This is a genomic window from Acidobacteriota bacterium (assembly GCA_016195325.1).
In the GTDB taxonomy this organism is placed as follows: Bacteria; Acidobacteriota; Polarisedimenticolia; order JACPZX01; family JACPZX01; genus JACPZX01.
On the sequence record JACPZX010000080.1, the window covers coordinates 15,374 to 37,547 of the forward strand.

General features: G+C 70.0%; 13 protein-coding genes and 3 pseudogenes. 13 read left to right on the top strand and 3 right to left on the bottom strand.

Annotation, left to right across the window (positions count from 1 at the left end; translation table 11 throughout):
* Positions 1-21: 21 nt before the first annotated feature.
* Positions 22-1,218 (bottom strand): Fic family protein, encoded by a 1,197-nt coding sequence (locus tag HY049_15045; GenBank protein ID MBI3450219.1) that lies wholly within the window; start codon positions 1,216-1,218, stop codon positions 22-24.
* A 239-nt stretch (positions 1,219-1,457) separates the two neighbouring features.
* Here HY049_15045 and HY049_15050 point away from each other — a divergent pair, with 239 nt between their 5' ends.
* From HY049_15050 to HY049_15070, 5 genes and pseudogenes are all read left to right on the top strand, one after another.
* Entirely contained in the window at positions 1,458-2,102 is a 645-nt protein-coding gene (locus HY049_15050; GenBank protein MBI3450220.1) for a (2Fe-2S)-binding protein, read from the top strand.
* A pseudogene (locus tag HY049_15055) lies at positions 2,102-4,459 on the top strand (xanthine dehydrogenase family protein molybdopterin-binding subunit). Before HY049_15050 ends, HY049_15055 begins: the two are co-directional and overlap by 1 nt.
* Positions 4,459-5,442 carry an FAD binding domain-containing protein gene (locus tag HY049_15060; protein ID MBI3450221.1) on the top strand — a complete coding sequence of 328 codons (984 nt, stop codon included), beginning with the start codon at positions 4,459-4,461 and terminating at the stop codon, positions 5,440-5,442. Before HY049_15055 ends, HY049_15060 begins: the two are co-directional and overlap by 1 nt.
* A complete protein-coding gene (locus HY049_15065) occupies positions 5,442-5,678 on the top strand; it encodes a hypothetical protein (protein ID MBI3450222.1) in 237 nt (78 codons plus the stop codon). Before HY049_15060 ends, HY049_15065 begins: the two co-directional genes overlap by 1 nt.
* Before the next feature lie 337 nt (positions 5,679-6,015).
* Positions 6,016-8,085 carry a thrombospondin type 3 repeat-containing protein gene (locus HY049_15070; protein MBI3450223.1) on the top strand — a complete coding sequence of 690 codons (2,070 nt, stop codon included), beginning with the start codon at positions 6,016-6,018 and terminating at the stop codon, positions 8,083-8,085.
* On the opposite strand, the gene HY049_15075 is transcribed toward HY049_15070, so the two are convergent.
* Positions 8,078-9,862 (bottom strand): amidase, encoded by a 1,785-nt coding sequence (locus HY049_15075; GenBank protein MBI3450224.1) that lies wholly within the window; start codon positions 9,860-9,862, stop codon positions 8,078-8,080. The genes HY049_15070 and HY049_15075 overlap by 8 nt on opposite strands.
* 141 nt (positions 9,863-10,003) lie before the next feature.
* On the opposite strand from HY049_15075, the gene HY049_15080 reads away from it, so the two are divergent.
* Together HY049_15080 and HY049_15085 are read left to right on the top strand one after the other, a co-directional pair.
* Positions 10,004-11,251: a cation:proton antiporter gene (locus tag HY049_15080; protein MBI3450225.1), complete on the top strand. Its 1,248-nt coding sequence runs from the start codon at positions 10,004-10,006 to the stop codon at positions 11,249-11,251.
* A 156-nt stretch (positions 11,252-11,407) separates the two neighbouring features.
* The gene (locus HY049_15085; protein MBI3450226.1) at positions 11,408-12,160 is read left to right on the top strand and encodes a hypothetical protein; all 753 of its coding nucleotides are present in this window, start codon (positions 11,408-11,410) and stop codon (positions 12,158-12,160) included.
* A gap of 19 nt (positions 12,161-12,179) precedes the next feature.
* On the opposite strand, the gene HY049_15090 is transcribed toward HY049_15085, so the two are convergent.
* On the bottom strand, positions 12,180-13,868 hold the full coding sequence (locus HY049_15090; GenBank protein MBI3450227.1) for a serine/threonine protein kinase: 1,689 nt from the start codon (positions 13,866-13,868) through the stop codon (positions 12,180-12,182).
* Positions 13,869-14,124: 256 nt separating this feature from the next.
* Between HY049_15090 and HY049_15095 the strand changes: the two genes are divergently transcribed.
* The 6 genes and pseudogenes from HY049_15095 to HY049_15120 all read left to right on the top strand — a co-directional run bounded on the left by HY049_15095 (position 14,125) and on the right by HY049_15120 (position 22,174).
* Positions 14,125-17,166 carry a hypothetical protein gene (locus HY049_15095; protein ID MBI3450228.1) on the top strand — a complete coding sequence of 1,014 codons (3,042 nt, stop codon included), beginning with the start codon at positions 14,125-14,127 and terminating at the stop codon, positions 17,164-17,166.
* A gap of 72 nt (positions 17,167-17,238) precedes the next feature.
* Positions 17,239-17,814 carry a hypothetical protein gene (locus HY049_15100; GenBank protein ID MBI3450229.1) on the top strand — a complete coding sequence of 192 codons (576 nt, stop codon included), beginning with the start codon at positions 17,239-17,241 and terminating at the stop codon, positions 17,812-17,814.
* A gap of 3 nt (positions 17,815-17,817) precedes the next feature.
* Positions 17,818-18,249: pseudogene (locus HY049_15105) on the top strand (thioredoxin domain-containing protein).
* Positions 18,250-18,273: 24 nt separating this feature from the next.
* A complete protein-coding gene (locus tag HY049_15110) occupies positions 18,274-20,826 on the top strand; it encodes a serine/threonine-protein kinase (GenBank protein MBI3450230.1) in 2,553 nt (850 codons plus the stop codon).
* A gap of 9 nt (positions 20,827-20,835) precedes the next feature.
* The gene (locus HY049_15115) at positions 20,836-21,906 is read left to right on the top strand and encodes a serine/threonine protein kinase (GenBank protein MBI3450231.1); all 1,071 of its coding nucleotides are present in this window, start codon (positions 20,836-20,838) and stop codon (positions 21,904-21,906) included.
* A 193-nt stretch (positions 21,907-22,099) separates the two neighbouring features.
* Positions 22,100-22,174 (top strand): annotated as a pseudogene (locus HY049_15120) (PD40 domain-containing protein).

A 22,174-nucleotide genomic window follows, 5' to 3' on the forward strand; every position in this document is an offset into this window, starting at 1 on the left:
GCTCGAGTATAGCGAGGCGGGTCAGTACTTCGAGACCGCGTCGAAGTCGAGCTCCACGGTCGGCTCCGATTCGGGATTGCCTTGGGAGAATCTGATGAACCCGATGTCCCGCAACCGGGATAGCTCCCGGACGAGTGTCCTCCGCGTGACCTCGCCGTATGCCGCGCGGATGAAGTGGTGATCCACGAGCTCGGGCCATGAAATGCTTCGGGAGGGTGGGATCGAGAAGGGATCGACAGGCTCGGTCTCCTTCAACAGGAAATCGAGCAGTCGGTACTCCCTCTGGTTCAGAAGACGCCGCCGGGCTCCGACGCGCTTGTCGTGCGATCGAACGAGCATCGCTCCGTAGACGAGGCGGTTCAGCTTGGTCTTGATGAAGTTGTTGATTCCCTGCAGCTCGGCGGCGAATCCATCGATTCCGAAAGAGACGAACGGCGTGACGTCGAACGGGTTCGCCTGCCTCGAGGCCTGAAGGAGAGTCTTGTACTCCCGTTCGTGCCGGTAGAAAAAATTGGAGAGCCCGTAGAACCCGTGCACGTTGTATCCACCCTGGAAGAGGATCCCCGCCTCGAGAAGCCTGGACACGCGCCCGTTGCCGTCGCCGAAGGGATGGATGGTGACGAGGAAGAAATGGGCGAGAAGCGCCTGGATGACCGGGTGGAGATCGCGCACCTTCGTCGAGTTGACGAACTCCACCAACTCCGGCATCAAGGTGCGGAGCTGCTCGTGAGGCGCCCCTCGGTGCACGCCTCCCATGTCGTCGGTGCCGACGGTCACTTCATGGCGCCGAAATCTTCCGGGCGTGTTGTTCGCAACGTCGGACGCTTTCGTGATCAGCTCATGGAGCCTGAGTATGTCGTCGAGGGTCGTGGGGGACACACCAGGCCGGAACCGGTTCCTGGCCCATTCCTGCGCGATGCCCGCGTTTCGAACCTGGAGCTGCTCCTTGCCGATTGAGCCCGCACCTTCCGAGTCACCTTGAGCCGGGGCGACGAGCTCGAGGGAGATCTCCCGCTCGGACATCGTATTTCCCTCAAGCGCCGTCGTCCCACGAATCGCGCGAATCCGGTTGAGTCGGTCGAGTTGCTCGCGCCAGTCGGGGGGCAGGATCAGGTTGGCCGCGGCTTCCCGCAAGGCTTCGATCGTGATGAGACGCCGCGCGGCCTCGTCCGGCTGCGGAAGGAGCCGAAACTCGAATCGAAAGGTCTTCCAATTCACGTTCCCGGTCTCCCCCAGTCCACCGAGGCAATGAAGTTGACACGCTGCGTGACGAGCTTAAGTATAGTATATAAAAAACTTAGCTGACATTCAACAACGAATTCGGCACGATATTTGACACGTTACCTGGTCGCCCGGTCGGCGCCGAGAATCCGCTTGTGACCCTCGCCCCGTTCCCGTAGAATCGGCTCCGACACCGCGTCGCGAGTCGAGCCTTCCCATCCACGCCGGAGGCGAAGATGCCGGACCAGACGGATCCCCACGAGAAAGATCCGGGCGGCGACGGGGTCTCGCGCCGCACCTTCCTGAAAGGGGCGGGGCTCACCGCCGCCGGGGCGGCCGCCGCGGAGGCGGCGCTCCTCGGTGCGGGGCTCGCGGCAGGGGGGCCGAAGACGCTCGGTCCCGGGGCGGTGCCGATCGTCTTGAAGGTCAACGGCGCCGAGCGGCGGATCGAGGTGGAGCCGCGCACGACGCTCGCCGACGCGCTCCGGACGAACCTCGCGCTCACCGGCACCAAGATCGTCTGCGATCGCGGGGCGTGCTCCTCGTGCACCGTCCTCGTCGACGGCCTTCCCGTGAACTCGTGCATGACCTTCGCCCTCGACGTGGGCGCGCGCGAGATCACGACCATCGAAGGGCTCGCGAAGGGGGACGTGCTCCACGCCGTGCAGGCGGGGTTCATCGCCGCCGACGCGATGCAGTGCGGTTTCTGCACGTCGGGGATGGTGATGTCGTGCGCGGCGCTCGTTCACAGGAAGCCTTACCCCACGCGCGAGGAGGTCACCGAGGCGATCAGCGGCAACCTGTGCCGGTGCGGCACCTACCCGCACGTCGTCGACGCTCTCGTCCACACGGCCGAGTCGGGCGGCGAAAAGGGGGCGTGATGACCCGCAAGGACACGTTCAACTTCGGCATCCCCGGGGCGTCGCTGACGCAGATCGAGCGTGAGGTTGCCGACGACGAGCCGCCGCCGCTCGCGGTGAACGAGAAGCTCAGGTTGATCGGCAAGGAGGTCACGCGCTGGGACGGCCGCCAGAAGGTCACCGGGGCCGCGCGCTACCCGTCGGACATCCAGCTCGCGGGGATGCTCTACGCCAGCCTCGTCTCCGCGACGGAGCCCCACGCGCGCATCGCGTCGATCGACACAAGCGCCGCCGAGAGGTATCCCGGCGTGCGCGCGGTCCATGTCGTCGAGAAGATCCTCGAGAGCGCCGAGCTGCGCGACCCGAGCCAGGAGATCCCCTCGAAGTACCCGATCGTCCGCTACGCCGGGCAGCCGATCGCGGCCGTGGCGGCGGCGACGCAGGCGGCCGCGGACGAGGCGGCCCGCCTCGTCAAGGTCGTGTACGAGAAGCGACCGTTCGTCGTCGACGTCGAGTCGGCGATGGCGCCGGGGGCGCCGCTCGTCTTCCCCGCGGCGGCGGATCAGTAAGGGTCGGCCGGCGGAGGGGGAGGCCCCGCGGGCGTCCCCCAGACCGGCAACGTGCGGGGGCCGATGAAGCGCTCGAAGAGCCCCGACTCCGAAGGGGGGATCGAGAAGGCGTTCGCGGCGTGCGACGTCGTCGTCGAGGGGGAGTTCCGCACGCGCGTCCAGACGCACAGCTGCCTGGAGACGCACGGCGCTCTCGCCGACTTCAGGGAGGACGGGCTCACCGTCTACGCCTCGACGCAGGGGACCCTGGGCGTCCGCGACGAGCTGTCGGCGATCTTCGGTATCCCGAAGTCGCGCGTGCGCGTCCTCACCGAGCACATGGGGGGCGGCTTCGGCTCGAAGTTCGGCGCGGGAAACGCCGGCGTGATCGCGACGCACCTCTCGAAGAAGGCGGGGGCTCCCGTGCGCCTCTTCTGCTCTCGAAAGGAAGAGCAGTGGGCGACCGGGAACCGCCCCGACGCGAAGATGCGCCTCCGCGTGGGGGCGACGAAGGACGGGAAGCTCCAGGCGATCCACCTCGTGAGCCATGGCACCGCGGGGGTCGGCACGGGGGCCGGGGTCGGCGGGCCGATCCACAGCCTCTACGACTGTGAGAACGTGCTCAGCGAGGAGCACGACGTCTTCACCAACGCCGGCCCGGGGGCGGCGATGCGCGCCCCGGGGCACCCGCAGGGGTGCTTCGCCATCGAGCAGCTCATGGACGAGCTGGCGGAGAAGCTCGGCGTCGACGTCCTCGCGCTGATGGACCGGAACGACAGCCACGCCGCCCGCCGCGAGGAAAGGAAGATCGGGGCGCGCCTCTTCGAGTGGTCGCGCCGCAAGCCCGCAGGGTCCGACAAGGGGCCGGTGAAGCGCGGCCTCGGCGTCGCGCAGGCGGTCTGGTACCGGTTCGCGAACTTCGACTCGGCCTGCGAGGTGCGCATCGCGCGCGACGGATCGGTCGAGGCCCTGTCGGCGGTGCAGGACATCGGCGGCGGGATCAAGACCGTCATCGCGCAGATCGTCGCCGAGGAGCTGGGGCTCGAGCCCCGGCAGATCGACGTGAAGATCGGCGACACGAACAGCCCGCCCGGCCCGGCAAGCGGCGGGAGCCTCACGACCGGCTCCATCACCCCCGCTGTGCGCGAGGCCGCCTTCAAGGCGAGAGTCGAGCTGGTGAGGCAGGCCGGGGCCGCCCTCGGCATCCCTGCGGCCGACGCCGTCCTCGAGTCGGGGCGCTTCAAGGGGCGCCGGCCGGGGCAGAAGGACGTGAGCTTCAAGCAGGCCGCGGCGACCCTCGCGACCGAGCAGATCTCCGCGCAGGCGAAGCGCAAGCCCGAGTACGGCGAGCGGGCGGGGCTCACGCTCGGCGGCGTGCAGTTCGTCGAGACGCTGGTCGACACCGAGACGGGGATCGTGCGGCCGGTGCGCGTCGTGGCGGTCCACGACTGCGGACGGCCGATGAACCTCCTCACGCTCCGGAACCAGGTGAACGGAGGCGTCATCCAGGGGCTCTCGTACGCCCTCTACGAGAACCGGAAGCTCGACCGCAACACCGGGATCATGGTCAACCCCAACCTCGAGCAGTACAAGATCCTCGGCTCGCGCGACGTCCCCGAGATCCAGGTCCACTTCATCGAGGAGTACATCGCGCGGAGCTCGACCGACGCCTCGGGGATCGGCGAGCCCTCCACGATTCCGACGGCCGCCGCGCTCGCGAACGCGGTGCACAACGCCATCGGCGTCAGGGTCCGCGAGATCCCGATGACCCCCGCGCGGATCCTCGCCGCGCTCGGGAAGATCCCCGCCGCGAAGGGAGGTGCCGCGTGATCCCGAAGCTCGAGTGGATCGAGGCGACCACGCTCGCCGAGGCGCACGCCGCCCTCGACGGCTCGACGATGATCAAGGCGGGGGGCGTCGACGTCATCGATCGGCTGAAGGAAGGGCTCGATCGGCCGGGGCGTCTCCTCAACATCCGCAACGTCGCGGGCCTCGACGGGCTTCATGACGACGACACCGGGCTCGTCGTCGGCCCGCTCGTGACCCTCGCGCGCCTCGCCGACCAGAAGGTGGTGCGCGACCGCTACCGGGCCCTCGCCGACGCGGCGACGCACGCGGCGACGCCGCAGATCCGGAACGTCGCGACGGCCGGCGGGAATCTCCTCCAGCGGCCGCGCTGCTGGTACTTCCGAAGCGAGCAGTTCCCCTGCCTCAAGAAGGGGGGGGCCGAGTGCTTCGCGCAGGAAGGGGAGAACGAGTACCACGCCATCTTCGCGAACGACACGTGCGCCGCGGTGCACGCCTCGTCGCTCGCCGTCGCCCTCGTCGCCTTCAACACGGCCATCGAGCTCGCCGGGCCGAAGAGGACGCGCACCATCCCTCTCGAGGGGTTCTTCACCCCGGCGGCCGTCGACGTCTCCCGTGAGAACTCCCTCGCGCCCGGGGAGATCCTCACCGCCATCCGCGTCCCCCGGACCTCGTCCGGGACGGCCTCGGCCTACGTGAAGATCGCCCAGAAGGAGTCCCAGGACTGGCCGCTCGCCGAGGTCGCGGTGGTCCTCGACCGGCAGGGGACCGTCGCCCGGCGCGCCTCGATCGTGCTCGGGGCGGCGGCGCACACTCCGTTGCGCGCGAAAGGGGCCGAGGCGGCGCTCGCGGGGAAGACGGTGACGGAGGAGATCGCGGCGGCCGCCGGGCGCGCCGCGGTGGCCGGCGCGACGCCGCTCCGGGACAACGCCTACAAGATCCCGATCTTCGAGACGGCCGTGAAGCGGGCGATCCTCGCCGCCGCCGGCCTCAACGGAGGGGCGTGATGGCCAACCTCCCGGAAGGCGGCGCGGCCCCCGCGCGCGCCGCGGTCTGCGCGATGCTCCGGACCAAGACCGCCTTCGGCACCTTCGACGCCGGGCACGACTGGCAGTCGGGGACCTCGTCGACCGCCGCGTACTGGTGCCTCGCGACGATGCTCACGTCGGGGCCCGACGACGCCCTCGCGCACGCGCACGCGTGCCGCGAGGGGAGGCGCTGCTTCCGGTCGGCGTCGGAGTAGATCCCGAAGCCGCGATCGTCCCCGTCCTTCGACGAGTCGGTGATCTCCGGATCGGCGTCCTGATTTCCGTGTCACACGCCCCGTCACAGGCGTGACGCTTTCCGATCGCCTCCGTGTTTCCCCAACGACTTGCGCCCGTGGAACGGGCCTTGCTGTTGAAGCAGGCGTTCCCCGCAGTGAGCCACTCTCACACCCCGCACGCCCTGCACGGACGACGAAGTAAAACTCGTCCGTTCGCCCACAGCCCCCAGGCCCCGCGATAACCCGACGAGCGTGCGACGCGCCCGAGGCGGAGCCCCTGCCCCCGACGCTCGACGACGCCCGCGCTCCCTATGCGATGGGAGGTCCACCCATGCACCACGCCACAGCCATGTCCGGATCCAAGCGGCGCCTCGCGCGCGCCGTCACGCAATCCGTCGCCACCGCCGCGTTCGTCGCGTGCGCCTCGCTCTCCGCGGCGCGCGCGCAGAGCCCCGAGGGGTTCGGCTCGGCGACCACCGGCGGCGCCGGCTACCCGGTCGTCACCGTCACCACCCTCGCCGACTACGACTGGACGACGCAGACGCCCATCGTCGGCAGCCTCAGGTGGGCCGTGTCGGGGAGCAACCGGCAGGTCCGCTTCGCCGTGGGCGGCACGATCGACCTCGTGTCGAAGCTGATGATCCGGAACGTGAGCAACGTGACCGTCGACGGATCGACCGCCCCGGCGCCCGGGATCACGATCCGGCTCGACCAGATCGAGATCCGCGACACCAGCAACGTCATCGTGCGGAGCATCCGGAGCCGCGATCAGTACGACCGTGCGGCGAACATCCCGGGGATCATGATCTACGAGCGGAACGACCGGATCTGGATCGACCACTGCTCCGTCACGCGGGCGAGCGACGAGTCGATCGGCGTGTACGGCGGCACGGCGGGGGCGGGGCGCCCGACGAACGTGACGCTCTCGTGGAACCTGATCGCCGAGGCGAACACGCCGGCCTATTTGAACTCCGGGAAGGGGATCCTGATCTCGGGGACCGGGAGCAGCGGCGACCTCGGCGCTGTGGTGGGGGAGTTCGCGGACCGCGTGACGGTCCACCACAACATCCTGACGCACAACGACCAGCGAAATCCACAGGTCTCGGGGAGCGTCGCGTCGGGGGTGATCGCGCCGAACGTCGACCTCCGGAACAACATCATGACCGAATGGACGAACTACGGGACGCGCATCCGCTTCAACGGGAGCGCCAACGTGGTGAAGAACATCTACCTCTCGAGCGTCTTCCCGAACAACGCCCTCGTCCTCGATGCGGCCGGGCCGGTCTACACGAGCGGCAACGTCGCCCCGCCGCAGGGAAGCGCCCGCGTGGACATCAACGCGATGGGGACCGTGGCGACGCCGATCCCGATGCCTCCGATCACCGAGACCCCCGTCGCCGATCTCCCGGCGGTCCTTTTCGGTGACGGCGTCACCACCGGGGCGGGCGCCCTCCCCCGCGATCCCTACGACACCGGCGTCGTCCAGCGGCTGGCCCTCGCGCTCGGCGGCGTGATCCAGACGTGCGCCGCCCTGTCGGGAGCCGGCTGCTCGGCCGGCGATGTCTGCGCAGGCGGCGCCTTCGTGCCGTCGTCGGACTTCGGCTCGCTGTGCTGCGTCGGCGGCGCCTGCACCGCGCCGCCGCCTCCCCCGCCGCCGACCGGAACCGACACCGACGGGGACGGGGTGATCGACACGCTCGACAACTGCCCGGCGGTGGTCAACCCGCTCCAGGAGGACCTCGACGGGGACAGGGTCGGCGACGCCTGCGACAACTGCCCGGCCGTCTTCAACGAGGGGCAGGCCGACGGCGACGGCGACGGGATCGGCGACGCGTGCGACGCCTGTCCCGGAGGCGCCGATGTCGACGAGGACGGCGTCTGCGACGCCTCGGACAACTGCGTCAGCGTCTACAACCCGTCGCAGGTCGACTCCGACCGCGATGGGATTGGCGACGCGTGCGACACCTGCGCCGGCGGCGACGCCGATCTCGACGGGGTCTGCGACGCCGCCGACAACTGCCCGCTCGTCTACAACCCGGGGCAGGAGAACTCCGACGGCGACGCCGAGGGCGGGGACGCGTGCGACATCACCGTCACCTTCCCGCTGAACGGGGAGATCACCTGCGCCGATCCGGCGCCGACGGTGACGTGGTCGCCGGAGGTCTACAACCGCTTCAAGATCATGATCGGCTCGGACCCGAGCTTCGCGAACATGGTCTCGAGCGGGAACACCATGCTGAAGACGACGTCGTGGATCCCCTCGCGGAAGTCGTGGGCCAACCTCTGCAAGCGCGGCACGCCGAGCCTCTATTTCCGCGTGATGGGGAAGATCGTCAACACCACCGCCGTCGAGCTGAGCGAGGTGGACGTGGTGAACGTCAGGTAGCGGGCTCCACGGGCGGCTTGATGTCGGGGCGCCTCAGGTGATGGTCGGTGGCCTGCTGGAAGGAGCGGGCCACCGACAGGATCTCCGCTTCGCCGAAGAGGCGCCCCGTCAGCGTCAGGCTCACCGGCGTCCCGTCGCTCGCGCGGAAGCCGTCGGGGAAGACCACCTGGGGGTGGCCGGTGAGGTTGGTCAGGAGGAGATTGCTCCCCGAGTACGTCGGCGAGACGTACAGATCGATGCCGCTCATGATCTGCTCCATCTCGGTCATGACGAGCCGGCGGATCCGGTTCGCGCGCAGGTACTCGACCGCGGGGATGAGCTGGGCCTGCCGGAAGACGTTCGGCCAGGCGTCGGCGGTCTGCCGCTTCAGCTCTGCGACGCGGCCGGTGCGCGTCAGCTCGTCGAAGGCGGTGGCCGCCTCGGCGCGCAGGATCACCCCGAGGCCGTCGAGCGGGTAGCTCTTCGGCAGCGCGATCGGGACGAGCTCGATGCCGAGCGTCCTCAGCGCCTCGAGCGCGCGGTCGTCGATCTCCTGCCACTCGCGGGCGCGCGCCTTCTGGGCCTCGTCCTTGATCTCCGCGCCGCGGTCCTCGTCGAAGAGGCTCTTCACGTACCCGACGCGGAGCGATCGCGGGGCCCGCGGCGACGGCCACGAGAAAGGCTGCGTCACGGCGGAGGCGTCGAGCGGGTCGGCGCCGTGGATCGCGCCGAAGACGAGGGCGCAATCCTCGGCGGAGCGCGCAAGGACCCCCACCTTGTCCATCGACCACGACAGCGCCATCGCGCCGAACCGGCTGACGCGCCCGAAGGTGGGGCGCAGCCCCGTGGTCCCGCAGCGCGTGCTCGGGGAGACGACGCTTCCGAGCGTCTCGGTGCCGATGGCGAAGCCGAAGAGCCCGGCGGCGGTTCCCGAGGCCGAGCCGGCCGACGAGCCGCTCGACCCCTGCTCGGTCTTCCACGGATTCCTCGTCATCCCGCCGAACCAGACGTCTCCCCACGCCAGCGCGCCGACGGCCGTCTTCGCGAGGAGAACGCCTCCCGCCTCGTCGATCCGCGAGACGACCGTCGCCCGCTCCTTCCGCACCTGATCGCGGTAGGGCTCCGCCCCCCAGGTCGTGGGGAATCCGGGGACCGCGAAGAGGTCCTTGACCCCCCACGGGATGCCGTGGAGCGCCCCGCGATCGTGGCCCCCCGCCATCTCGCGATCGGCCTTCGCCGCCTGCTCGAGGGCGAGGTCGGTGGTGCGCGTGATCGAGACCTTGAGGATCGGGTCGTAACGGTCGAGGCGTTTCAGGTAGAGCTTCGTGAGGTCGACCGAGGAGATCTTTCGCGCGCGCAGGAGCGCCCCGAGATCCGCGACGGAGGCGAAGGCCATGTCGTCATCGCCGCCGACGCGCGGCGCGGGACGGCCGGGGGAGGTCACGCGCCCCCGATCGACGCCGGGCGCCGTGAAGGGCGCCGGGTCGAACATCAGCGCCGGCGCGACGCCGTTGTCGATCGCGACCGCGCGCGACTTCGCGTACCCCTGGAGCGTCTCGTTCACGTCGTCGAGCATCAGCTTCCGCTGCGCGTCGTCGAGCGCGATCCCCGACACCCACTCCGCCTGCCGGATCATCTCGTCGGTGACGGCGGCCTTCTCGTCGGCGAGGGCGACGAGCGCCCGCCCGAAGACGGCCGAGACGGCGCCCGCCGCCGCGAGCGCCTTGAGCATCTCGCGCCGCCTCGGGGCGGTTGCGGTCGAGGGGTGGTCGCCGGGCTTCGTCGCATCGTCGTTCATCGTCGCCTCCACGGGACGGGGACGCGGCCTTCGAAGGCGCGAGGGTAAACTATCCGGCGGCCGGAGGCGCGATCGTAGTGAATCGGAGTGCGGCCGGCTTTGAGAAGTTTAAAGTGGCACTTTAGGATTCTCACGCACCCCATGACCCACGACGTCATTGCCCCGCTGCTCCTCGTGCTCGCCGTCGTTCTCCTGGCCGCGAAGCTCGGGGGTGATCTCGCCGTGCGGGCGGGGCAGCCCGCGGTGCTCGGCGAGCTGATGGCGGGAATCGCGATCGGAAACATCCCCGCCGGCGTCTTTCCCTGGCTCGCGGGCCTGAGAGGCGATCCCACGCTCGACGTCCTCAGCCGGCTTGGAGTCGTGATCCTTCTCTTCGAGGTGGGTCTCGAGTCGACGGTCTCCCAGATGATGAAGGTCGGCCTCTCGTCGCTGATCGTGGCGACACTGGGCGTCATCGCGCCCATGGCCCTGGGGTGGGGAGTGGGGGCGTGGCTCCTGCCGCACGAGAGCTGGCATCTCCACCTCTTCCTCGGCGCGGTCCTCTGCGCCACCAGCGTCGGCATCACGGCGCGCGTCTTCAAGGATCTGGGCCGGCTCGCGACGCCGGAGGCGCGGATCGTGCTCGGCGCGGCGGTCATCGACGACGTGCAGGGTCTCGTCGTCCTCGCCGCCGTGACGAGTCTCATCGCCTCGGCCAATGCGGGGGAGGCGGTGTCGTGGATGCAGGTCCTGGCCCCGCTCGTGAAGGCGGCCCTCTTCCTCGGGGGGGCGATCCTCCTCGGCGCGTATCTGTCGCCGAGGCTCTTTCACGTCGCGTCGAAGCTCCGCGCGCGCGGCGTCCTTCTCGCGACCGGGCTGTCGTTCTGCTTCATTCTCGCGTGGCTCGCCGACGGCATCGGCCTCGCGCCCATCGTCGGCGCCTTCGCCGCGGGGTTGATCCTCGAGGAGACGCACACCCGCGACTTCGAAAAGCGGGGCGAGCGCTCGCTCGACCAGCTCGTCGAGCCGATCTCGGCCTTCCTCGTCCCGGTCTTCTTCGTCCTGATGGGGATGCGGACCGACCTCCGCGCCTTCGCGACCCCCGGCGTCCTCGGCCTCGCCGCAGCCCTCACCCTGGCCGCCATCCTCGGGAAGCAGGTCTGCGCCCTCGGGGTCGTCGGGAAAGGCGTGGATCGCCTCACCGTCGGGATCGGCATGATCCCGCGGGGCGAGGTCGGGCTGATCTTCGCAAACGTCGGGCTGGGGCTCACGCTGCACGGCGAGCGCGTCATCGATGCGGCGACCTTCTCCGCGATCGTGGTGATGGTGATCGTCACGACGATGATCACCCCCTCCGCGCTGAAGTGGAGCCTCGCCCGCGGCGCCGGCCGGGGTTCACCGAAGGCGTGAGAGCCCCCCGAACGCGGGATTCTCCGGACTGTCGGCCTTGACCGTCCGGAGTCGGACGATTGTCCCAGGGGTCGCCTTTCGCATCCGATCGGGAGCCGCCCTATCTTCGGGCCACCGCCCTTCAGAACCACTCGCCCCGAATCCCATGGAGGTCCGATGCCGCAACAGGACGACGTCTACGTGCTCCCCGAGGAGAACTTCCTCGACTCCCTGCGCCCGGATCCCGTGGCCAGGAAGGGCCCTCGGCCGGTCGCGGCGGCCGTCGCCGCTCCCGCGGCCGTCGCCGCGCCGCGGAGGGCTCGCGCCGGCTCACCGCCGGTCGCCTTCACGCTTTCTCTCTTCATCAGCGGATCGGGGCAGCTCGCGAACGGGCAGACGCGCCTCGCCGCGATGTTCTTCCTGACCCAGGCCTTCGCCGTCACGCTGCACTGGTCGGCGCGGGCCCTCTGGCCGTACGCCCTCAAGATCGGCGAGATCTTCTCGATCACCGAGACCCAGATCTTCACGGCGGCGGCGGCCGTCGACGTCGTCTTCATCGGCATGCTCGCGGCGGGTGCGGCCCAGGCGTATCACGAGGCGGAGCGGCAGTCGGGACGCTTCGACGGCGTGAGAGTCGCCGCGGTGCCGGCGCTCGCCTCGATGATCGTCCCCGGGTGGGGCCAGGCGCTGAACGGGCAGATGGAGAAGGCGGCGTTCTTCCTCTTCTGCGGTCTGGTCGAGGCCTACGCGATCGTGCTGATGACGCTCTCGCCCCTCCCGAGGCTCATCGTGGAGTCGGGGCGCGAGGATCTCCTGGCCCCCGACGGCTCGGCCGTCTGGATGGGAACGCTCTTCGCGATCGGGCTCACGTGGACGCTGGCTGTCTACGACGCGATGCTGGTGTCGGGGTTCCGCCGCCGTTCGGCCTGACGGGCTCCGGCTCGCGGCTTCAGTCCCTCGACAGGTCGAGGCTGAGTCCGCGCGTCGGCCACGATCGCACGTGGACGTCGAGCACGTACCGCCCGCCGGGATCGACGTCGACCGCAAGGCTCTCCTCGAGCGGCGCGTCGGCCGCGTCGTCGGTCACGCGCACGCGGACGGCGTGCGACCCCCCCGCGAGGCGCACCGGCCATTCGGCGGTCGCCTTGCGGTACGTGAGGAGTTTGGCCCCGAAGGCGTGCACCTGCTTCGCGTCGGCGGCGAGATCCTGCCCCAGGATGCGGCGGCCGTCGGCCCACACGGTGAGCCGCCCGCGCGTGACGCTGTGCGCGATCCGGATCGTGACCGGCGCCCCTTCCCCCGTGACGATCACGAGATCCCCGGCCTCGTCGTCATGCCGCCATCCGGCGATTTCGAGGAGCTTCGAGGTCGATGCGCGTCCGCGCGCGAGGAGCCCGCGCGCTCCCAGCCCGAGCAGCGCGGCGACGACGAGCGCGGCGGCGACCATCGACGCGCGAGCCCTGGGGCCGATCTTCCATCCGCGCGCCCAGAGACGGGCGCCTGCCCGCGCGGCGCGCCCGAGCGACGAGAGGACGGCGGACCCGCCGCGGCGGACGAGTGGGATCGCGAACTTCGCGAACCTGACGGCGGCGCGCCCTGCGGCCTGCGCGGCGCGGGCCGCGAGGACCGCCGATCGGGCCACGAGACGCCCTGCCGCGGACCCGGCGACCTCGGCGCGCTTCTCGAAACTCTCGCGCGTTCCGGACGGGGGGGGCGCCGCGCCGGGAGCGCGGGAGGTTCTCGTGGCCTCGACGGGGGCGATCCGGCGCCCCCCCGCGACGGCGCCCAGGTCGTCGGCGAGAGCGCGGGCGGTGGCCTGGCGCGCGGCGGGGTCCTTGGCCATTGATTTCAGGATCACCCCGTCGCATCCCTCGGGGAGGCCGCGAGCGTGCCGGCTCGGCGGATCGGGATCGACGTGGCAGATCGCGTAGGCGAGGGCGGTCATGTCGTCGCCGCGGAAGGGACGGACCCCCGCGAGAAGGGTGTAGAGCGTCGCGCCGAGCGAGAAGAGGTCGGACCTTCCGTCCACCGCCGCGCCGCGGATCTGCTCGGGGGAGGCGTACGCGGGCGAGCCGAGGAAGAGCCCTTCCCTCGTCAGCTCCGACTCCGAGACGCGCGCGATCCCGAAATCCGCGATGCGGGCGCGCCCCTCGTCGTCGATCAATATGTTGGCGGGCTTGATGTCGCGATGGACGACCCCCCGCCGGTGGGCGGCGTCGAGCGCCTCGGCGAGCTGCACCCCCCACGCGAGGACGGTCGAGGGCTTCCGGGCGGCCTGCTCCTTCATCATCCGATCGAGGCTGCGTCCCTCGACGAGCTCCATCACGATGAAGGGGCGACCTTCGTCGTTCTTCCCCACGTCGTGGATCGCGACGATCCCCGGGTGCGACAGGCGCCCTGCGGCGCGCGCCTCCCTCAGGAATCTCTCCTCCCACTCGCCGCGATCGGCCGCGCTCAGCCCTTCGGGGACGTTCAGGAGCTTGATCGCGACGGGCCGCCCGATCTGCGGGTCTTCCGCCCGCCACACCTCGCCCATCGAGCCCTTCCCGAGCTGCGTCCTGAGGAGATAGCGGCCCACGGCGTCGGGGAGGAGCGTGATGGCGCCGGTTCCGGTCGCGGTCGAGTCCTTCGATGACACGTCGGCCTTCTGCGTTTTCTCCCAATCCCCGCGAGACAATCTAGGCGGATCGCCCGGTGGGGCAACCGAGATTCGCGCGCGGCTGCCGCGGGCGCGGTTGACCCTTCGTCGCACGGGCGATACTCTGCGATTAATTCATTGTCGGGATTTCCATCTCGCCCCTGGAGCCGCGCGCGCGCCCGCCGCAGCGCTTTCGCGGGCCGACCCGAAAAGTCCGGGGGGGGGGAAGATGATTCGTTGGCGCGAGGGCTTTGCCGTGGGGGTTGTGCTCCTCGCGTGCTCCGCCGCGAGATCGACGCTCGCCGCATCATCCGGTGACGACAGCTCGAGCCCGCCCGCTCGGCGCGCGGAGGGCCGGCCACCCGCGAAGCGCCCCGCCATCGATTCCTCGATCGCCGGTCCACCTGACGCGGACACCCCGGCCGGGACCGATTCCCCGCGCTCCGCGACGTTCGACAGAGAATTCCTCGAGTCTCTTCCCCTCGTCGGCCGGAGGTTCACGGACATTCTCACGCTCGCACCGGGTGTCACCGATGTCGACCGGGACGGCTACCTGAACGTCGCCGGCGCGCGGGACACGGGAGTGCAGTTCCGTCTCGACGGCTTCGACATCACCGATCCTGTCGACGGTGGCGCGGCCCTGGGCCTCGATCTCGACGCACTCCGGGCCGTGGGCGTCACGGCGACCGACGGCGACGGTCGCTACGGACGATTCGACGGAGGGCTCGCGCCGATCGCGACTCGCTCGGGGAACGACGCATTCGCCGGATCGGCGGAGATGTTCTGGCGCGGGAACGCGCTCGACGGCGACGGGACGAACGACCTCGGCGACACGTTTCAAGGGGCGACGGCGCCGGCACAGAAGTTCCACGATCTCACGGCCTCGATGACGGCGGGGGGGCCGATCCGCAGGGGGCGTCTCTGGTACTTCGCGAATCACGCGTGGATCGACAATGCGCTGCGCGAGGAATCGCCTGGGAGTTCGTTCGATCGGCCGGTGCACGGATCCGACGAGTTCGTCAAGCTCTCGTGGATTCCTTCCCCCGGGCGGCTTCTCGACGTGAGCTACATCGCCTCGCCGCTGGAGTTCGGCGGCGTCTTCGCCGGACCGGGGATCGACCCGGAGTCGGGCGGCACGCTGGCCCAGCACGCGCGCGCGCTGCAGCTCGCGTGGCGGCAGGAGCTGTCGGCGGGGGTGCTCCTCGAGCTGCGGGGAGAGTCGCTGGACTCGGGCCTTGCCGTGAGACCGATGAGCGACCTGTTCCACACGGTGCGCATCGCGCGGCGACCTGTGAGATTCGATCCCGCGCGGACGATGGCGGTCTACCCGACGCGAGAGTGCTCCTTCGGCGGCAATCCGAGCCTGCTCATCTCCAACTGCGACCCGGCGCTCGGCCCGATCTCGATCTCATACTTCGACGCCTTCACCGGCGAGACCACGGGACCCATCGAGTCGCGAACCGATGACGCGCGAACGCGGAGGTCCTTCAGGGCGGATGTGACCCTCGTTCCGGACGGAGGCAGGGGGCGCCACGAAGTCCTCGTCGGGCTGGAGGCGGATCTCGAGGCCTACTCCGACGATCTCGTGGAGAACCCGCTGCTCGTCAACCAGTCGACGCCGTGCCCGGCGTGCCGGGATCCGTTCGGGCAGCCCCTTCCGAACGCGGTCACCGGGAGTCAGCTCTTCCTGGTGCCCACCCCCTCCACACCGTCCGTGAGCGCAAACGGTCTCGCCGCGGGCGCCTGGTTGAGCGACAGATGGAAGGTCGGTGAAGGTCTGGTCCTCCAGGGTGCGCTGCGCATGGACCGGCAGGATGTCGACTCGGCCGGGTTCACGTCATTCGATCCCCACGTCGAACAGATCCGCTCGTTCGGGATTCTCGAGGCGCTCTGCGCCGAAGGGCTCCGGATCGCCCAGGCGGGCGGGATCAGCAACGCGTTCAACGTCTGTCCGGGAATCGTCCCGGGACGCGGCACGCCGGCCAATCTCATCTTCCAGCTCGACGGGTCCACGCCCGCTTCGATCCGCCGCTACGACACGAACAAGGACAAGCGATTCGACGAGGGGTCGGACGGCCGCGTGTATCTGCGACCCCTCACGCAGCCGTCGCAGAGGCTGAGCGAGACGGTTGTGACGCGGAACGCGGATCTGTCGCCGCGGGTGGGCCTCTCGTGGGATCCGTGGGCGTCCAGCGCCTCGCAGGGAGGGAAGACGGTTTTCTCCGCGACGTGGGGGCGCTACTTCGACCGGCTCTACCTTCGGCCTCTCACGGAGGAATCGGCGCCTTCGTTGGTCCAATACGTCTTCACCCCCGATCGTCTCACGGCGCAGTTCCAGCCGGGGCAGCTCTCCGCCCCTGGCTCGGCGGCGACGATCCAGCAGGTCGATCGCGATCTCCGGACGCCGAGGACCGACGATCTGACGATCGGCGCCGCCCGGGAGCTCTCCACGACGTGGAGGGTGAGGGTCAGCTACACCCGGCGGAAGGCGGACGGGTTGCTGCAGGACGCGGATCGCAACCACGTGACGTGCCGCCAGTACCGAGGCGTTTACGGCACGGACCCGCGCCAGGTGTGTCCCGCGGGGCTCGATCCCAACGGCAACGTCATTATCGGAGACGATCTGTTCGGGGCGACCTTCGGCGGCGCCCCCAACGGGCTCACGGATCTCTACGTCGTCAATCCCTACTTCAACCAGGTCCTCCGGATCGGGAATTTCAACGACGCCGCGTACCGCGCCGCGACCCTCGAGGTCGTGAAGCACCTGTCCGCGGGATGGCAGCTCCAGGGGAGCTACACCCTGTCGCACGCGACCGGACAGGCCGGCTCGACAATCGCCCCTTCGCTGGATGATCCCGCCCAACGCTCGCTCGAGCGCGCCGTGCTGGACTGGGATCAGCGGCATCGCGTCGTGCTCGCGGCGACCGGCACGCTCCCCCACGGCGTGGACGCCGGGATCGATCTCAGGTGGGAGAGCGGAATCCCATTCTCGATCGCCTCGCAGGTTTTCGACGAGGACAACGCGGGGAACCTGAACCAGAGGGCGGTCTTCCCCACAGGCGCGCGCAATGATCAGCGAAACGGGAACTCCTGGAACCTCGACGCTCGGCTCGCGAAGCGCTTCCAGGTCGGGAAGGTCCAGCTGGGGGCCGAGATCGCCGCGCGCAACCTGCTCGATCAGCACGGGACGGAGCTGACGGGTCTCGTCTCACCGAGCGGCGCGCTCGCCCCCGGGTTCGCCGCCTCGGTCCGCCGGCCGGGCCGGAGCTGGCAGCTCGGGGCGGGCTTCTACTTCTGACGGCGTGTATCATGCGGGGTCGCGGCGGACCGTGGGGATGTCGGATGTGCGGCGCCGCGGGGAGGTGAGAGCTTGAGACTGGGAGCGGGATTGCTCGCCATGGCGGCGGCGACGGCGCTGGCGTGCCAGCCTGCGGCGCGCGCGGCGGACGACAAGAGCGTCGCGGCCGAGATCGGCGGGCAGAAGGTCACGTTGCAGGAGATGGACGACTATCTCCGCAAGACGAACGCCAAGGCGTTCCAGGATTTCTACGACGCGCGACACAACGCGCTCCAATCGCTCATCAACGATCGGCTGCTCACGGCCGAGGCGACGACGCGCGGGACCACGTTCGAGAAGCTCAGAGCCGACCTCGCCGCCGGCGTGACGCCGACCACCGACGCCGACGTGGAGTCGTTCTTCAACCAGAACAAGAACCGCATGGGGAACGCCACGCTCGACCAGGTGAAGGGGCAGATCAAGGACTTCCTCGTCGCGCAGAAGACGCAGAAGGCGACGATGGACCTCCTCGACACGCTCAAGGCGAAGACGCCGGTGCACATCCTCCTCGATCCGCCCCGCGTCCAGCTCGCGATCGCCGACAACGACCCCGTCGTCGGGCCGAAGGACGCGGCGATCCAGATGATCGAGTACTCCGACTTCCAGTGACCGTACTGCTCGAGGGTCGGTGCGACCCTCACGCAGCTCCAGGAGAAGTACAAGGGCAAGATTCGCTTCGCGTACCGCAACTTCCCCCTCACCATCCACAACAACGCGCAGAACGCGGCCGAGGCGGCCGAGTGCGCGCGCGTGCAGGGGAAGTTCTGGGAGTACCACGACAAGCTCTTCGCCAACCAGACGAATCTCGTCAAGGACAAGCTGAAGGACTTCGCGAAGGAGGTCGGGCTCGACGCCGAGAAGTTCGGCTCGTGCCTCGAGACGGGGGCGTCGAAGGCGGCGGTCGCGAAGTCGGTCGCCGAGGGAAGCGGTCTCGGCGTGTCGGGCACCCCCGCCTTCTTCATCAACGGGCGATTCCTCAACGGCGCCGCCCCGCTCGAGTCCTTCACGGCCATCATCGACGAGGAGCTGGCGCGCGGGAAGTGACGGGCGCGCGGGGGCGGGGCGATCGTGGCCCATGACTCCGGAACGGATCTGAAGCCCGGGTCGAGGCTGGGAGACTTCGAGATCGTCTCCCTCCTCGGCGCGGGGGGCATGGGCGCGGTCTACCGCGCGCGCGACACGAAGCTCGGGCGCGAGGTCGCGCTGAAGGTCATCCACCCCCGGCTCGCCGGTCCGGAGGCGGCGCTCCGGTTCGAGCGCGAGGCCCGCCTCCTCGCCTCCCTCAATCACCCCCACATCGCGACCATCCACGGCTTCGAGCAATCGGGGGGGATCCGCTTCGCCATCCTCGAGCTGGTCGACGGGGACACGCTCGGGGACTGGGTGGAGAAGACGTCCCCGAGCCTGGACGCGGCGCTCGGGATCGCGATCCAGATCGCCGAGGCTCTCGAGGCGGCGCACGCCGCGCGCGTGATCCACCGCGACCTGAAGCCGTCGAACGTCAAGGTCACCCCCGCGGGACGTGTGAAGGTCCTCGACTTCGGGATCGCGCGGGCCCTCGGCCCCGACACGACCGGGGTGGACGCCGAGACGGCCGAGACGCGCGCCGCCGGCATGACCGCGGCCGGCCGTCTTCTCGGGACCCCCGGGTACATGAGCCCCGAGCAGGCTCGAGGGCTGCGCGTGGGCGAGGCGGCGGACCTCTGGGCCTTCGGCTGCCTTCTCTTCGAGATGCTTGCGGGACGGCGCGCCTTCCCGGGGCCCACGGCCGCCGATGCCCTCGCGGCGACGCTGCGGGGATCTCCCGACTGGGCCGCGCTCCCGGCCGATGTCCCTCCCGCGGTTCGCGCGGTCCTGGATCGGTGCCTCGAGAAGGACGCGGCGCCGCGGACCATCACCGCGGCCGACGCGCGCCGCGAGATCACCGCGGTGCTCGACGCCGGGAAATCGGGAGGACGCGCGGTCCGCCATCCTCGCCTCACGCAGATCACCTTCGCCGACGAGCTGGAGGGGATGCCCGCCTGGTCGCCGCGGGGAGACGAGATCGCCTTCACGCGCGAGACCGAGGGCGTCCGGAAGATCTTCCGGCAGCGGATCGGCGCCGATGCCCTGCAGGCGACGGCCGGCCCGCACGACGACATCCAGCCGTCGTGGTCTCCGGACGGCGGAACGCTCCTCTTCGTCCGCGCCCGGCCGGCCGGGCGCCGCCTCGAGCCCGCCGACCTCTTCGGCGCCTACGACGACGGCGACATCTGGTCGCTCGACGTCGCCGCGGGGCGCGAGTCGCGCTGGCTCGAGGGGGCCTTCAACCCCGCGTGGTCCCCCCACGGCGATCGCGTCGCCGTCGACGCGTCATGGGCCGGGCCGAGGCGCCTGTGGGTGATCGACAGGCGAGGGCACAACCCGGCGCAGATCAGCGAGGACGCCTCCGAGGCGGTGGCGCACGTGAGGCCGCGCTGGTCCCCCGACGGCCGGCGACTCGTCTACCAGAAGATCGAGCGAACACGCCTCAGCGTCGGCGCGGTGGATCTCGCGAGCCGGCGCTCGGTCGCGGTCACCGATTCCCCGTGGAACGACTTGAACCCATGCTGGTCGGCGCGCCGCCGCCACGTCTACTTCTCGTCCTACCGCAGCGGCGGGCTGAACGTGTGGCGGGTCGGCGTCGGCGACGACGGGTCGGCCGCCTCGGCCCCCGAGCAGGTGACGACGGGCGCGGGACAGGATCTCGAGGTCGCGCCGTCACCGGATGGCTCGCGGCTCGCCCTCTCCATTCTGAAGCAGAACGCGTCGATCTGGGCGCTGCCGGTCGAACCGGCTTCGGGGCGCCCGGCGGGGGCGCCGCGCAAGATCATCGCCACGTCGCGCGAGGACAGCCGCGCCGCCTGGTCCCCCGACGGCCGCCGCATCGCGTTCAATTCGGATCGGGCGGGCGCGATGAACATCTGGGTCCACGATCTCGCGGCGGGCGCCTCGAGGCAGGTCACCGAGGGACCGGGCGGGGATTACCAGGCGAGCTGGTCTCCCGACGGCCGGGCGCTCGCTTTCTTCTCGTCGCGCGCGAGGACGCCGGGGATCTGGACGGTCGATCTCGCGAGCGGCGCGCTGACATCGCTCTCCCCGCCGGCGTGCATCGAGATCAACCCCTTCTTCTCGCCCGACGGCCGCCTCATCGCGTACCAGTCGGATCGCGAGGGACGGTTCGAGGTCTGGGTGATGCGCGCGGACGGGAGCGAGCCGAGGTGTCTCACGAGCGTCGGCGTCACGGGGCACTTCCTTCGCTTCACGCGCGACGGGCGCTTCGTGATCTTCCGCCGTCCCGGCGCGCGCCCGGCGACGCTGCGCGTGCCGGTGGAAGGGGGCGAGCCCGAGGCGATGGGTGAGATCGCGGGGGGAGCGCACATGTCGCTCTCGCCGGATGCGTCCAGGATCCTCGACGTCGTAGGGCACAAGACGCTCCACGTCTCGCCGATCGGAGGCGCGAAGCCCGAGGCGGTCTTCGAGTTCGACGACCACGAGGTGCGGATCGATTACCCGGTCTGGTCGCCGGACGGAACCCTCGTCTCCTTCGACCGCTTCCTCCCCCGCGGGGGCGACGTCTGGATGCTGGAGGAGTTCGAGTAACATGACGCCATGAGCCGAACCCTCCAGCCGGAAGACGTCATCTCCCATTACAAGATCATCGGGCCCCTCGGCGCCGGCGGGATGGGTGAGGTTTACCTCGCGCAGGATCTGACCCTCGAGCGAAACGTCGCGCTGAAGATCCTCCCGCCCTCGCTCGTGAAGGACGAGGAGCGCCTGAGGCGCTTCGTCCTCGAGGCGAAGTCGGCCTCGTCCCTCAGCCATCCGCACATCGTCACCATCTACGAGATCGGCCAGGATCGGGTGCGCCCGAAGGGGGAGGGAGAGTCGGGCGATCGCTCGCCTGCGGTCCACTTCATCTCGATGGAGCTGGTCAGCGGCGACACGCTGACGGCGAAAATCCATCAGGAGAAGACCGACCTGCGCACGCTCCTCGGCTGGCTCGCGCAGGCCGCCGAGGGGCTCGCGAAGGCGCACGCGGCGGGCATCGTCCACCGGGATCTCAAGCCCGGCAACATCATGGTCACCAGGGACGGCTACGCGAAGGTCCTCGACTTCGGCCTGGCGAAGCTCACGGAGAAGCGCGAGGCGGACCCGGAGCTGAGCTCGGCGCCGACCGAGGTGAAGGACGGCACGAGCGCCGGCGTCGTCCTCGGCACCGTGGGGTACATGTCCCCGGAGCAGGTGAGAGGGAAGGCGGTCGATCACCGCTCCGACATCTTCTCGTTCGGCTGTGTCCTGTACGAAGCCGCGACGCGGCGGCGGCCGTTCATCGCCGAGTCGAACGTCGAGACGATGCACAAGATCCTGAACGAGAAGCCGGCACCGGTGGAGGATCTGAACCCGGCGGCGCCCGCGGAGGTGAGGCGGCTCATCCGCCGCTGCCTCGCGAAGAGCGCCGACCAGCGCCTTCAGTCGATGAAGGATCTGGCGATCGAGCTGCGGGAGATCGTCGAGGAATACGACGCGCTGTCGGCCTGTGGGTCGCGAGGGGCGGTGGAGCCTCAGGGTCCGGCAAGTAGCGACCGGTGGGGACGTCGAGATCCTGAAGCCTCAGGACGCGGACATCGAGGGGCTGACTTTCTCCCTCGACGGAGACTACCTCTACTACCAGGGCCGTGATCCGGAGCATCCGCTCTACCACACCCTCTTCCAGGTTCCCTCCCTGGGCGGGCCATCGAAGAAGCGCGGCTTCGATGTCGACACCGCCGTGTCGTTCGCTCCGGACGGCAGGAGAGTCTGCTTCCGTCGGGGCGCCCCGCAGTAGCATGAGGATCATCTCGTCGTCCTCGATCTCGAGTCGGGGGCGGAGAAGATCCTCGCGACGCAGAAGGCGGCGGGCGAGTTCTCGGGGCGGCCCTCCTGGTCACCGGACGGCCGACGCATCGCC